The sequence below is a fragment of the Georgenia sp. Z1344 genome (assembly GCF_057652375.1).
Genome location: NZ_CM172728.1, coordinates 690,112 through 703,524, shown reverse-complemented (window position 1 = coordinate 703,524; position 13,413 = coordinate 690,112). Strand labels below are relative to the sequence as shown.

At 73.0% G+C, this 13,413-nt stretch carries 8 protein-coding genes and 3 tRNA genes; 7 read left to right on the top strand and 4 right to left on the bottom strand.

What is annotated here, in order from left to right; all coding sequences use genetic code 11:
- Positions 1-16: 16 nt before the first annotated feature.
- Positions 17-1,306: an APC family permease gene (locus AC24FB_RS03175; protein WP_425715840.1), complete on the bottom strand. Its 1,290-nt coding sequence runs from the start codon at positions 1,304-1,306 to the stop codon at positions 17-19.
- Between the two features lie 9 nt (positions 1,307-1,315).
- A complete protein-coding gene (locus tag AC24FB_RS03170) occupies positions 1,316-2,983 on the bottom strand; it encodes a heparan-alpha-glucosaminide N-acetyltransferase domain-containing protein (protein ID WP_425715841.1) in 1,668 nt (555 codons plus the stop codon).
- A gap of 313 nt (positions 2,984-3,296) precedes the next feature.
- Between AC24FB_RS03170 and AC24FB_RS03165 the strand changes: the two genes are divergently transcribed.
- Entirely contained in the window at positions 3,297-6,884 is a 3,588-nt protein-coding gene (locus tag AC24FB_RS03165; RefSeq protein ID WP_487560938.1) for a metallophosphoesterase family protein, read from the top strand.
- A 55-nt stretch (positions 6,885-6,939) separates the two neighbouring features.
- Here the strand turns inward: AC24FB_RS03165 and AC24FB_RS03160 are convergent, their stop codons facing one another.
- Complete coding sequence (locus tag AC24FB_RS03160) at positions 6,940-7,857, bottom strand: 3-methyladenine DNA glycosylase (protein WP_425712830.1); 918 nt, start codon at positions 7,855-7,857, stop codon at positions 6,940-6,942.
- 195 nt (positions 7,858-8,052) lie between these two features.
- Between AC24FB_RS03160 and AC24FB_RS03155 the strand changes: the two genes are divergently transcribed.
- From AC24FB_RS03155 to AC24FB_RS03135, 5 genes are all read left to right on the top strand, one after another.
- Positions 8,053-8,811, top strand: a complete 759-nt coding sequence (locus tag AC24FB_RS03155; protein WP_425712831.1) for a fumarylacetoacetate hydrolase family protein — start codon at positions 8,053-8,055, stop codon at positions 8,809-8,811.
- A gap of 117 nt (positions 8,812-8,928) precedes the next feature.
- On the top strand, positions 8,929-10,443 hold the full coding sequence (gene gltX, locus AC24FB_RS03150; RefSeq protein WP_425712832.1) for a glutamate--tRNA ligase: 1,515 nt from the start codon (positions 8,929-8,931) through the stop codon (positions 10,441-10,443).
- A gap of 173 nt (positions 10,444-10,616) precedes the next feature.
- Positions 10,617-10,688 (top strand) — tRNA-Gln (locus AC24FB_RS03145).
- A gap of 48 nt (positions 10,689-10,736) precedes the next feature.
- Positions 10,737-10,809 (top strand) — tRNA-Glu (locus AC24FB_RS03140).
- A gap of 122 nt (positions 10,810-10,931) precedes the next feature.
- Positions 10,932-11,004 (top strand) — tRNA-Glu (locus AC24FB_RS03135).
- Positions 11,005-11,154: 150 nt separating this feature from the next.
- Here AC24FB_RS03135 and AC24FB_RS03130 read toward each other — a convergent pair.
- The gene (locus AC24FB_RS03130; protein WP_425712833.1) at positions 11,155-11,886 is read right to left on the bottom strand and encodes an IclR family transcriptional regulator; all 732 of its coding nucleotides are present in this window, start codon (positions 11,884-11,886) and stop codon (positions 11,155-11,157) included.
- An 80-nt stretch (positions 11,887-11,966) separates the two neighbouring features.
- Between AC24FB_RS03130 and leuC the strand changes: the two genes are divergently transcribed.
- A complete protein-coding gene (gene leuC / locus AC24FB_RS03125) occupies positions 11,967-13,400 on the top strand; it encodes a 3-isopropylmalate dehydratase large subunit (RefSeq protein ID WP_425712834.1) in 1,434 nt (477 codons plus the stop codon).
- Positions 13,401-13,413 lie beyond the last annotated feature (13 nt).

The following is a 13,413-nucleotide window of genomic DNA, read 5'->3' as shown; positions in this document are numbered from 1 at the left end:
AGGGTGTCACGCCCCGTCAGCTGCGCCGGCGGAAGACGACGACCGCCCGGCCCGCGAGGCCGACGGCGAGGACCGCGAGGCCGGCCACGAGCGAGGTCCACGGCAGCGTGGCCACCAGCACCACGCACCCGATCAGCCCCACCACCTGCAGCGCCCGCGGGTACCTCCGGTCGTCGCCCGCCTGCGTGAGCGCGGACAGGTTGGCCACCGCGTAGTACACGAGCACGCCGGTCGAGGAGAAGCCGATCATCTCGCGCAGGTCGACGAGCAGGACCGCGACGGCGACGACCGCGCCGATGACCATCTCCACCCGGTGCGGCACCTTGTGGACGGGGTGCACGGCGTCGAGGACCCCGGGCAGGTCGCGGTGCCGGGCCATCGCGAGCGCCGTGCGGGAGACCCCCGCGAGCCCGGCGAGGAGCGCCCCGAGGCAGGCGGCGGCCGCGGCCACGCGGACGAGCCCCTCCGACCACGGGCCGAGGCCGGCTGCCTGGGCGGCGTCGACGAGCGGGGCCGCCGAGGCGGCGAGGTCGCCCGGCCCGAGCGTGCCGAGCAGTGTGAGCGCGACGACCGCGTACAGGAGCACGACGGCGAGGAGCGTGGTGACGATGGCGCGCGGGATCGTCCGGCGCGGGTCGCGGACCTCCTCGCCGAGCGTGGCGATCCGCGCGTACCCCGCGAGCGCGAAGAACAGCAGTCCCGCGGACTGCAGCACGCCGTACGCGCCGCCGGGGGCGTCCCAGCTCCCGAGGGCGGTGCCCGGGTCCGCGCCCCCGCCGGCCCACATCGCCACGAGCACGACGACGAGAAGCGCGAGGACGACCCCCGCGATGACGGCGGCCGCCCGGGCGGTGCGGCTGATGCCGCGGAGGTTGACCGCGGTGAGGGCGAGAACGGCGAGGGCGGCGACCGGCCGCGCCAACCCCGGCGGGACCGCGTACGCGGCGAAGGTCGTGGCCATCGCGGCGGCCGAGGCCGTCTTGCCGATGACGAAGCCCCAGCCGGCCGTGAACCCGGCCCACTCGCCGAGGCGCTCGCGGCCGAAGACGTAGGCCCCGCCCGAGGTGGGGTAGGCGGCGGCGAGCTGCGCCGTCGACGTGGCGTTGCACAGCGCGACGACGACCGCGATCGCGAGGCCCGCGAGGAGCAGGCCGCCGGCCGCTCCAGCCGCGGGGCCGAACGCGGCGAAGACGCCGGCGCCGATCATCGACCCGAGGCCGATGGCGACGGCCCCGGGCAGTCCGAGCCGCCGGTCGAGCGAGCCGGACGGGCCCGGGGGAGCCGACGGCGTGGGGGGTGCGGTCACCCGCGAAGGTTAGGCCGGACCGGTGTCCGCCGGATGAACGGGCGGCGGGGCGAACCGGGACGTGTCCTCGACGTCGGGGCGGCCCGCGGCGGGCGCCCGGGACGGAGCGGGGGCGGCGTACGAGGCGGAGGCGCCGTTCGTCGTCGGCCATGGGTGCGTGCCCGGGCTGGGCGCGACCGGGGAGACTCGCTCCCCGGCGTCCGTGCGGGCGGCCCGGACGGAAGCCGCGTGCATGAGGCGTTCGAGCGGCCCGCGGCCGAGCGTGAGGTACCAGGCGAGGCAGCCGATCGCGAGCCCGCCGGCGAGGTAGGCGAGCGGCCGGTTCGTCTCCTCGAACGTGGCGAAGGTGTCCGGCCACCAGTCGATGGCGATGACGTGGGCCGAGTACGCGGTGAGCGACATGGTCCCGATCGCGCGGATCGGGAGCAGCGCCAGGTGGACGACGCGCGGCAGGAGGAGGCAGGCCGCGAGGATCGTCAGGGCCACGCCGCCGGAGCCGACCATCTCGACCGGCGACGCCGAGTGGGCCGTGGCCTGGAACAGGTCGAGGGTGCCCGGCCAGACGACGTCCGTGTCGAAGGTGGCCCCCGGGAGCCCGGGAAAGTGCCACGGCTCGCCGCCGCCGGTCGTCGCGTCGCCGGCGCCGGGGGAGGACTCGTCGATCACCGCATCCGGCTGCTCGCCGACCCAGAGGAACTGGCCGGACTGCTGCTCGCCGGGGAAGGGGTCGTCCGCGCTCTCCTCGCCGAACGCCATCGTGCCGACGTTCGCCGCGCGCAACGCCGCCCCGCCGCCGTAGCCGACGCCCGCCGAGAGCAGCCCGGCCCCGAGGAGGATGAGCAGCACCTTCCAGCTGCGCAGGTCGAGCCGCGCGACCCCCATGCCGACGAGGACCAGGCCGAACCAGACGAGGCCGGGGTAGAGGCCGAGCAGGGCGTCGAGGACGGCCCCGTTGACGCCCCAGGAGTCGCTCACCATCCCCGACGCCGTGATGAGCGTGAGCAGGTACGGCTTCGCGATGGCGGCGACGAGCGTCCACACCCCTCCGACGACGAGGAGCCGGCGGGCGCGCCACCGGTGGAACGGCAGCGAGAACATGAACCACACGGCGTAGAAGCCGAGGATGAGCGCGACGAACGTGTCGAGCATCGCGAGCAGCGCCGTGATCGCGAGCAGGAGGACGGCACGGACGAGGATGCGGGTGCGCGACTGGAGCGCCCGCACGCCCGTGTACGGCGTGCGCCCGCCCGTGAGGATGCCGAGCGAGACGCCGGCGAGGAGGCAGAAGAGGATCGAGCTGCGGCCGTGGGCGAACCCGAGCCAGCCGGACAGGGTCGACAGGTCGTCGGTCGTGTAGCCGACGTGCGCCGTGACCATGCCGAGAACGGCGATGCCGCGCGCGAGGTCGAGGCCGACGAGGCGGCCCGTGCTGCGCGGGGCCGCGGGGCCGGACTCCGTGGTGCGTGCGGCGGTCGCGGCGCTCGCGCCGCTCGTGGCGGGACGGCCGTTGACGTACGGCGAGGCGTTGGTGCTCGGTCCGGCGTTGCCGTACGGCGAGGCGTTGGTGCTCGGTCCGGCGTTGCCGTACGGCGAGGCGCCGGCGTACGGCGAGACGCTGCCGTTCGCGTGGCCCGCGGAGGCCGGTGCGGACATGGGCGCCGCGGGCGTGTGACTCATGCGCGCATCCTGCCGCGCGAGGCGCCGTGGGCACGACCTCGCGTGCCCGCGCGGGCGGGGGAGCGCTCCCCATGTGCCGCCGCTCACGCTCCGCGGAGCGGTTCTGTGTCGCGGAGGTCGGTCGGGCGAGAACGCTCATCTGCGCACGCCGTCCGACAGGCGCATGATCCGGCCGAATTTCGGGACATCGTACGCATCGTCGCAGGTCAGTTCACTTGCTCGTCACATCTCGGACGTCCCCGGGTCGCTCACGCGGCGCAATGTGCGCGCGCCGGGCTGCGCTGCCCGGTTCCACCCCTCAAGGAGCAGTCACATGAGTCACGCACGATCGCGCCGCCTCGCCGCGGCGGCGCTCGGCACCGCCCTCATCGGTGTCGCACTACCGGCCGCCGCCGTACCAGGCCCGGCCCCGCTCGAGCCGGACGCACCGGCCACGGCGGAGGACGAGGCCGCCGGCCCCGTCCTTCCCACCGAGTGGGAGGCCGCGACGGCCACCCCCGAGCAGGAGGCCTCCGGCGCCCCCACGCTCACCCCGGCCGACGGGACCCGCATCGCCGGTGCGGAGACCCTGGTCGCCGCCCGCACCTCGGCCGACGACCCGGTGGCGTCCATCGCGGTCGACGGCGAGGAGCTCGTATCCGCGCCCACGCTCGGCGGCGACGAGGTCGCCTACTTCCAGGCCGGCGTCGGGTCGAACTCCATGGCGCGCGGCAACGGCAACTACCTCATCGTCAACGGCTCGCGCGTCGCCATCCTCGACACCTGGGTGAGCGAGACCACGCAGATCCCCGTGCCCTACGACCTGCTCGTGCACGGCCAGAACACGATCGTCCTGCACTCCGGCGCCACGCCGGGGTCCTGCGGCCTCAACTACGACGACTTCGGCGTCTCCAACTTCAACCTCGAGCTGGCCGACGGCACCCGGATCCGGGACGACGAGCAGCACCCCGTCATCACCCTCGGCGACGGCAACTGCGGCCACATCCCCGACCGCCCCCAGTCCGTCGAGCTCACCTTCACCATCCCCGGCGAGCCCGGCGACGACTCGGGCCTGCTCCACGGGCTCGACACCACCTCGCTGTCGGACGGCGAGCACGTCGTCACCGCCGCGAGCGAGTCCGGCGCCGAGACGACCCACACCTACACGGTCGACAACACCGGGCCCGCGCTCGTCTCGTCGAGCCCCGCCGCCGGCGACACTGTCATCGGCGACCTGACGATCGCGGCCGAGGTCGCCGACGAGGCGGGCCTGCGCGGCGAGACCGTGCTCACCCTCGACGGCGAGCCCGTCACGGCCGGCGACACCCTCGCCACCGACGACCTCGTGGCCGGCGAGCACGAGCTCGTCGTCGAGGCCGAGGACCGGCTCGGGAACGGCGCGCGCCACGTCGTCGCGTTCACGACCGCCCCGAGCACCCCCGCCTTCGGTGAGCTCGCGCCGGCGGACGGCACGACCGACGTGGGCGACGCCGTCGAGCTGTCGGCCGAGGTGACCGACCCGAACGGCGCCGACCTCACGACGACCTTCTACGCGGCGGACAGCGCCGCGCCGAGCGCCGCCCACCAGGGAACCCTCCGCGAGGTCCCGCTCGGTCAGCTCGACCTCACCGGGCAGGAGGAGGCAGCAACCGACGCGCTCGACAGCGTCGACGGCGAGGTGCTCCGCAGCCCTGCCGGTGAGGACGTCACCTTCCAGCGCTTCGACGTGCCCGTCGAGGCCGCCGAGGACGACGAGATGGTCCTCTCGTGGGCCGGTGAGGTCGACCCGGCCCGCGGCGTGCGGCTCTACGCCTGGGACGTCACCGAGGCGTCCTGGGAGCAGATCGGCGACACCCGCGGCACCGCGGGCGCCGAGACCCGGCTCGGCGGCACCGTCGGCATGCAGCACGTCGACGCCGGCGAGGTGCACCTCCTCGTCGAGGGCTACGACCCGTTCGCCGACGACATCGACGACGCCCCCGACGGCGCCTTCCGCGACCCGGGCACGTACGACTTCTCGCTCGTGCACATGACCGACACCCAGTACTACACCGAGGGTGCGATCCAGCGCGAGGACGAGACCGAGCGGGCGAACTTCGAGGCCGCGTACCGCGGGATGGTCAACTGGGTGGTGGACAACGCCGAGGAGCGCAACATCGCCTACACGTTCCACACCGGTGACATCACCGAGAACCACTTCATCCTCACCGAGAACGAGGAGTGGAACGAGCAGGTGCGTGGCGAGTTCGAGCTCGCCGACGAGCTGCAGGGCATCCTCGACGACTCCGGCATGCCGAACGGCGTGCTGCCCGGCAACCACGACAACGTCTACGGCCTGGACAACGACCTGTACAACGAGTACTTCGGTCCGGAGCGGTACGAGGCGCTGTCCGAGGGCTGGGAGAACGCCGAGTACGGCGGCCCGTGGCGCGAGGGGGACAACTCCGCGCACTACGACCTGTTCACCGCGGGCGGGCTCGAGTTCATCGCGGTCCACCTCCCGTTCTGGGCCTCCGACGCCCAGCTGACCTGGGCCCGCGAGACGCTGGCCGATCACCCGGACCGCAACGCGATCCTCGCCTCGCACGACTACCTCAACGGCTCGGACTCGCCCGACGGTCGGGGGGCTCCGTTCGCCAACCCCGACGGCCAGCGGATCTACGACGAGGTCGTCTCGCAGAGCCCGAACATTTTTCTCACCCTGACCGGGCACATCCACGGCGTCGGCATGAACGTCCGCACGGACGTGGCCGAGCCCGGGCACAACGTCGTCGAGCTCCTCGCGGACTACCAGGCCTACGAGGTCGACGGTGAGTTCATGACCGGCTTCCTGCGCCTGCTGCAGTTCGACGTCGACCGCTCCGAGATGACCGTGGACACCTACTCGCCGTGGCTCGACAACCACGGCGCCACCGAGTTCGACCCGAAGGAGCGCTACAACGGCTCCGAGGACGAGTTCACCGTCCCGGTCGACCTGTCCACGCGCACGACCTCGATCGCCACCGACGCCGTCTCCGTCGCCGTCCTCACCGACGACGTCATCGGCTCCGCCGACGTCGCGGGCGAGGGCACCGCCACCGCGCAGTGGGCCGGCCTCGAGCCGAGCACGTCCTACGGCTGGTACGCGGTCGCCGAGAGCGCCACCGGCGGCTCGGCCGTCTCCCCGGTCTCGAGCTTCACCACCGCCGGCAGCGCCGAGGAGCCGGAGGAGCCCGAGGAGCCGGGTGACCCGGTGCCGCCGACTCCGGGGCGTGGGTTCTACCTCAACGACGGCTGGGACGCGGTCGCGGAGCACGAGTTCTCCTTCGGCCGGGTCGGTGACGAGGTGCTCGTGGGTGACTGGGACGGTGACGGGAGCGACTCGCTCGCGGTCCGTCGCGGGAACAGCTACTTCCTGTCCAACTCGCTGTACGGCGGGAACGCGGACGTCGAGCTCGACTACGGCCGGGCGAGCGACACGGTGCTCGTGGGTGACTGGGACGGTGACGGCGTGGACACCTTCGCCGTGCGCCGGGGGAACAGCTACTTCGTGTCCAACACCCTGGAGTCCGGGGACGCGGAGACCGAGCTGGACTACGGCCGCGCCCCCGACGCCGTCCTCGTGGGTGACTACGACGGCGACGCGATCGACACGTTCACGGTGCGTCGGGGGAACCGGTACTTCATCGCCAACTCGCTGACCGGTGGGAACGCGGACTCCGAGCTCGCCTACGGCCGGGCCACGGACGAGGTGTACGTCGGTGACTGGGACGGTGACGCGGTCGACACGTTCGCGGTGCGGCGTGGGATCACGTTCTTCGTCTCGAACTCGCTCACGGCGGTCAACGCCGAGATCGAGCAGGACTACGGCCGCTCCGGTGACGAGGTCTTCGTCGGCGACTGGGACGGCAACGGCACCGACACCGTCGGCATCCGCCGCTGACCGATCACCAGCTGATGGCGAGTGAGCGCCGCCCGGACCACGGTCCGGGCGGCGCTCACTCGTCTGCGAGAAGCGCGCTCGTCACCTCGATGAGTCGCTCCCGCAGCGGCGCCGCCCGCACCGCCATCTCCTTCTGCCGGCGCGCATACTCCGCCCTCCCGGCGGGCTCCTCGATGCGCACCGGCGCAAGCCCGTAGCCCGACACGTCGTACGGCGCCGCGGCCATGTCGAGCCGCCGCACGTCGAGGGCGAGATCGGCGCAGTCGAGCAGCAGCTCGCCGGGGACCGCGGGCCCCAGCGTGAGGCACCACCGCAGCAGGTCCATGTTGACGTGCAGGCAGCCGGGCTGGTCGAGCTCGATCTGTCGCTCACGGGTGGGCGTGAGGGTGTTGAGGGGTTCGGCGTCGGGCGTGAAGAACCGGTACGCATCGAAGTGGCTGCAGCGGATCGTCGCCGACTCGACCGCGGCGTCCGTGGCCGCCTGCCCGAGCCGCAGCGGTAGCGGGTGCCGGTGCCGTTCCTGCCGGTAGACCATCGCCCACTCGTGCCAGCCGAAGCAGCCGAGGGTGGGCGCCCGGCCGGCCGTGCGGCGCAGCAGCTGGTCGACCCACCGCACGCCGTCGCCGCGGTCGGCCACGAACGCGGGCACGTCCAGGGTCACGCCGCCGTCCTCGGTGCGGCGGTGCCAGCGCCAGGCGGAGCGCTCGTCGAGGTCGGCGACCGATTCCGCGCCCTCGCCCGCGGGGTGGGCATCGGCGGGGTGCGCGTCGTCGTCGGGCAGGAGCTCCACCCCGACCCCGGGGTGCCACCGACGTGCCTTGCCCGGCTTGAACGGGTAGTACTCGTAGAGGAAGTCCTCGACCGCGTGCTTCTCGTGGCGCGAGCGCCGAGCGCGATGGCCGGCGGTGAACGCGTCCGCGCGCGCGGCGTGCTCGGCGGCGCGCGCCCGCCAGTTCCTCGCCGTCAGTCGCACGTCGCCCAGGGTAGGCAGGTCACCTCACCGCCCCCGACGACGACGAACCGCGCGTTCCGTGGGTGGCCGCCGCCCTGAGCCGCACTCTCGACCATCCGTGGTGGGCCTGAACCGCACTCTCGACCACCGGGGCTGCTCCCAACCGCAATCTCGACGAGCACGAACCGCAATCTCGGCGAGCCATAGGATCGGGGCATGCGCATCGCCCGCTTCGTCACCGACGGCAACCCCCGCTACGGCGTCCTCGACGAGGACTCCGCCGAGCTCGTGGTCCTCAAGTCCGACCCGCTGTTCGCCGGGTTCGACACGACGGGGGAGCGGGTCCCGCTCGACTCGGCCCGGCTGCTCTCGCCGGTCATCCCGCGCTCGAAGGTCATCGGCCTCGCCCGCAGCTACCGCACCGACGAGATGCCGGACCCGGAGCCGGTGCTGTTCATCAAGCCCAACACCTCCGTCATCGGCCCCGACGACCCGGTGGTGCTGCCGCGGTGGAGCAGCGAGGTCTGGTACGAGGCCGAGCTCGCCGTGGTCATCGGCCGGATGGGCAAGGACGTGCCCGTCGAGCGCGCCGACGAGATCATCTTCGGGTACACCGCCGCCAACGACTACACGGCGAAGGACCAGCTCGCCCCGGGCACGTCGTGGACGCGGGCGAAGGCCTGGGACACGTCGACGCCGATCGGCCCGTACCTCGCGCTCGACCTCGAGCCGGACGACCTCGCCGTGCGCGCGCGGGTCGACGGCGGGCTCACCCAGGACGGCCGCACCTCGCAGCTCGTCTCGACGGTGCGGGAGATCGTCGCCCAGGTCTCGGAGGTCTTCACGCTCCTGCCGGGCGACGTCGTGCTCACCGGGACGCCCGCCGGCAACGGGATCGTCACCGAGGGGCAGCGGGTCGAGGTCGAGGTCGACGGCATCGGGTCGTTCACGAACCCGATCCTGCGCCGGGACTGACCGCGGCGCCCGCGCGGGCCCGGGACTGACCGCGCTCGGACCGAGCCCGGACCGGGCCCCGGCCGCGCTCGGACCGGACCCGAGACCGACCGGGCGCCCGACTACCCTGGGCGCACCATGACTGACACTGCCGCCCCGCGCCCCGACGTCCGCGTCCGCTTCTGCCCGTCCCCGACCGGCACGCCCCACGTGGGCCTCGTGCGCACCGCCCTGTTCAACTGGGCCTGGGCGCGGCACACCGGCGGCACGTTCGTCTTCCGCATCGAGGACACCGACGCGGCGCGCGACAGCCAGGAGAGCTACGACCAGCTCATCGACACGATGCGCTGGCTCGGCCTCGACTGGGACGAGGGCGTCGAGGTCGGCGGCCCGCACGGCCCCTACCGGCAGTCCGAGCGCGGCGAGATCCACGCGGGCGTCATCGAGCAGCTGCGTGCGGCCGGCTACCTCTACGAGTCCTTCTCGACGCCGGAGGAGGTCGAGGCCCGTCACCGCGCGGCCGGGCGTGACCCCAAGCTCGGCTACGACAATTTCGACCGCGACCTCACCGACGACCAGGTGGCCGCGTTCCGCGCCGAGGGCCGGGAACCGTCCCTGCGGATGCGGATGCCGGCCGAGGACATCACCTTCGACGACCTCGTCCGCGGCGAGATCACGTTCACGGCCGGGTCGGTGCCGGACTTCGTCGTCGTGCGGGCCAACGGGCAGCCGCTCTACACGCTCGTCAACCCCGTCGACGACGCGCTCATGGGCATCACCCACGTCCTGCGCGGCGAGGACATCCTCTCCTCGACCCCGCGGCAGATCGCGCTGCACCGCGCGCTCGCCGAGCTCGGCGTCTCGGCCCAGGTCCCGGAGTTCGGGCACCTGCCCTACGTCATGGGGGAGGGCAACAAGAAGCTCTCCAAGCGCGACCCCGAGTCCAACCTCTTCCTCCACCGCGAGCGCGGGATGATCCCCGAGGGCCTGCTCAACTACCTCGCCCTGCTCGGCTGGTCGATCGCGCCGGACAACGACCTGTTCACGCGCGAGGAGATGGTCGCCGCCTTCGACATCCGCGACGTCCTGGCCAACCCGGCGCGCTTCGACAACGACAAGGCCACCGCCATCAACGCCGAGCACGTACGCCGCCTCGAGGTCGGCGACCTCGCGCGCCGGCTCGTGCCGTTCCTGCACTCCGGCGGGTTCGTGGCAGCGGACTCCTACGAGGCGCTGACCGACCGCGAGCGCGAGATCCTCGACGCCGTCGCCCCGCTCGTGCAGACCCGCATGCAGGTGCTCGGCGAGGTCACCGACATGGCCGGCTTCCTCTTCGTCGACGGCGCCGACCTCACCTACGACGAGAAGGCCGTCGGCAAGCTCGCCGACACCGCGCCGTCCGTCCTCGCCTCGGGCCGCGAGGCCCTCGCGGCGCTTCCCGCGGACGGGTTCACGACGGCGAACATCGAGGCCGCGCTGCGGGCCGCTGTCGTCGAGGGACTGGGGATCAAGCCGCGCCACGCGTTCGGTCCGCTGCGCGTGGCCGTCACCGGGCGTCAGGTCTCCCCGCCGCTGTTCGAGTCGATGGAGATCCTCGGGAGCGACGAGACGCTCGCGCGGATCGACCGGCTCGCCGGGCAGCTGGGGGAGTAGGACGGACCGGCGGGGGACCGGCGTCACGTCGGGGTCGTGAGGTCCCTCACCGGAGGCCCGATCCGGTTGGACGACCCGGTTGAAGAGGGTAAAGTTCAACGCCGGTACGAGGTCGCGAGTTCGGCCCCGGAGCGTGCTCCGGAAGCTGACCATCGGACGACCGACTACCCCCATGGGGTATGGTGTAATTGGCAACACGACTGGTTCTGGTCCAGTTATTCTAGGTTCGAGTCCTGGTACCCCAGCTCCTCCGGCGCCCCGGCGTCGGACGTCACCGCCTCGTTCGGTGGCAGGCCCCCATCGTTTAGCGGCCTAGGACACCGCCCTCTCACGGCGGCGGCGCGGGTTCGAATCCCGCTGGGGGTACACGGTGACTGACCTCACCGGCACGTCGGAGCCCATCGGGTGACGGCGGGGCGTCGGTCCGGTAATGTCTCCCGGGCGCCGCGGCGCACAGCACGATCGCAGGACACAACAGCACATCGCAGGCCCCCATCGTTTAGCGGCCTAGGACACCGCCCTCTCACGGCGGCGGCGCGGGTTCGAATCCCGCTGGGGGTACAGATCGACGGCCCCCGGACCACATGGTCCGGGGGCCGTCGTCATGCCCGGCCGCGGCCGCGCCGGCGGGCCACCCGGGTGCCGGCCGCGCGCTCGTCGTCGGACCGGTCCCGAGCCTGGCCGGGACGGGACGGGACGGGCCCGACGCGGCTACTCCTCGGCGTCCTCGTCGGTGGTGCGCACGACCTCGCTCAGGCGGTTCGCCGCGGCCATGACGGCGGGTGCGAAGTGGCGGCCCGGCTGCCGGCCCATCCGCTCGATCGGCCCGGAGACGGACACCGCGGCGACCACGCGCCCCGACGGCCCGCGTACGGGCGCCGACACCGAGGCGACCCCGGCCTCCCGCTCGCCGACGGACTGGGCCCAGCCCCGGCGTCGGACCTGGGAGAGCATCGTCGCGGTGAAGGTGGCCCCGTGCAGCCCGCGGTGGAGCCGGTCCGGCTCCTCCCACGCGAGCAGCGTCTGGGCGGCGGAGCCGGCGAGCATCGACAGGGTCGCGCCCACGGGGATCGAGTCGCGCAGGCCCACCGGCCGGTCGGCGGCGGCCACGCAGATGCGCTGCTCGCCCTGCCGGCGGAAGAGCTGGGCCGACTCGCTCGTGTGGTCGCGCAGCGCGAGCAGCACCGGGCCGGCCGCGGCGAGCAGCCGGTCCTCGCCCGCGGCCGACGCGAGCTCACCGAGGCGTGGGCCGAGCACGAACCGCCCCTGCATGTCGCGCGAGACGAGGCGGTGGAACTCGAGGGCGACCGCGAGGCGGTGCGCCGTCGGGCGGGCGAGGTGAGTGGCAGCGACGAGCTGGGCGAGGGTGGCCGGCCCCGACTCGAGGGCCGCGAGCACTGCCGCGGCCTTGTCAAGGACGCCGACTCCGCTAGAGTTGTCCATGGATCAAGACTACTATCTCAGCCCCTGAGATGCACGCACGTTGGACGGACGTGCGGTTCGGACCGGATGAAGGAGTACGGATGAGCGGCACGCTCGCCGAGAAGGTGTGGCAGGAGCACGTGGTGGCACGCGGGGAGGACGGCGCCCCCGACCTCCTCTACATCGACCTCCACCTCGTGCACGAGGTGACGAGCCCGCAGGCCTTCGAGGGCCTTCGGCTCGCCGGCCGCCAGGTGCGTCGCCCCGACCTGACGATCGCCACCGAGGACCACAACACGCCCACGGTCAACATCGACCTGCCGATCGCCGACCGCACGTCGCGCAAGCAGATCGACACGCTGCGCGCCAACGCCGAGGAGTTCGGTGTCCGGATCCACTCGCTCGGTGACGCCGAGCAGGGCATCGTCCACGTGGTCGGCCCGCAGCTGGGTCTCACGATGCCCGGGATGACCGTGGTCTGCGGCGACTCGCACACCTCGACCCACGGCGCGTTCGGGGCGCTCGCGTTCGGCATCGGCACCTCCGAGGTCGAGCACGTCCTCGCCACCCAGACCCTCCCGCTCGCGCCCTTCAAGACGATGGCGATCAACGTCGAGGGCGAGCTGCGACCGGGGACGACGTCGAAGGACATCATCCTCGCCGTCATCGCCAAGATCGGCACCGGCGGCGGCCAGGGCTACGTCCTGGAGTACCGGGGCGAGGCGATCCGCAAGCTCTCCATGGAGGCGCGGATGACGATCTGCAACATGTCGATCGAGGCCGGCGCCCGCGCGGGCATGATCGCCCCCGACGAGACGACCTTCGAGTACGTCAAGGGCCGCCCGCACGCGCCGCAGGGCGCGGACTGGGACGCCGCCGTCGAGCACTGGAGGACGCTGCGCACGGACGACGACGCGGTCTTCGACGCCGAGGTCACCCTCAGCGCCGCGGACCTCGAGCCGTTCGTCACGTGGGGCACGAACCCCGGCCAGGGCCTGCCGATCTCCGGCGCCGTCCCGGACCCCGCGGACATCGCCGACGAGAACTCCCGCAAGGCCGCCGAGCGCGCCCTGGAGTACATGGCGCTCACCCCGGGCACGCCGCTCAAGGACATCGCCGTCGACACGGTGTTCATCGGCTCGTGCACGAACGGGCGGATCGAGGACCTGCGTTCCGTCGTCGAGGTCATCAAGGGCAAGAAGAAGGCCGACGACGTCCGGGTCCTCGTGGTCCCGGGCTCGGCCCGGGTCCGCCTCCAGGCCGAGGCCGAGGGCCTGGACCAGGTGTTCGCCGAGTTCGGCGCCGAGTGGCGCAACGCGGGCTGCTCGATGTGCCTGGGCATGAACCCCGACCAGCTGGCCCCCGGCGAGCGCGCGGCGTCGACCTCGAACCGCAACTTCGAGGGACGCCAGGGCAAGGGCGGCCGCACCCACCTCGTCTCGCCGCTCGTGGCCGCCGCCACCGCGATCCGCGGCACCCTGTCCACGCCCGCCGACCTGGAGCCGGCCGCCGAGCCCGTCGGCGCCGGCGCCTGAGGAGGAGCACGCC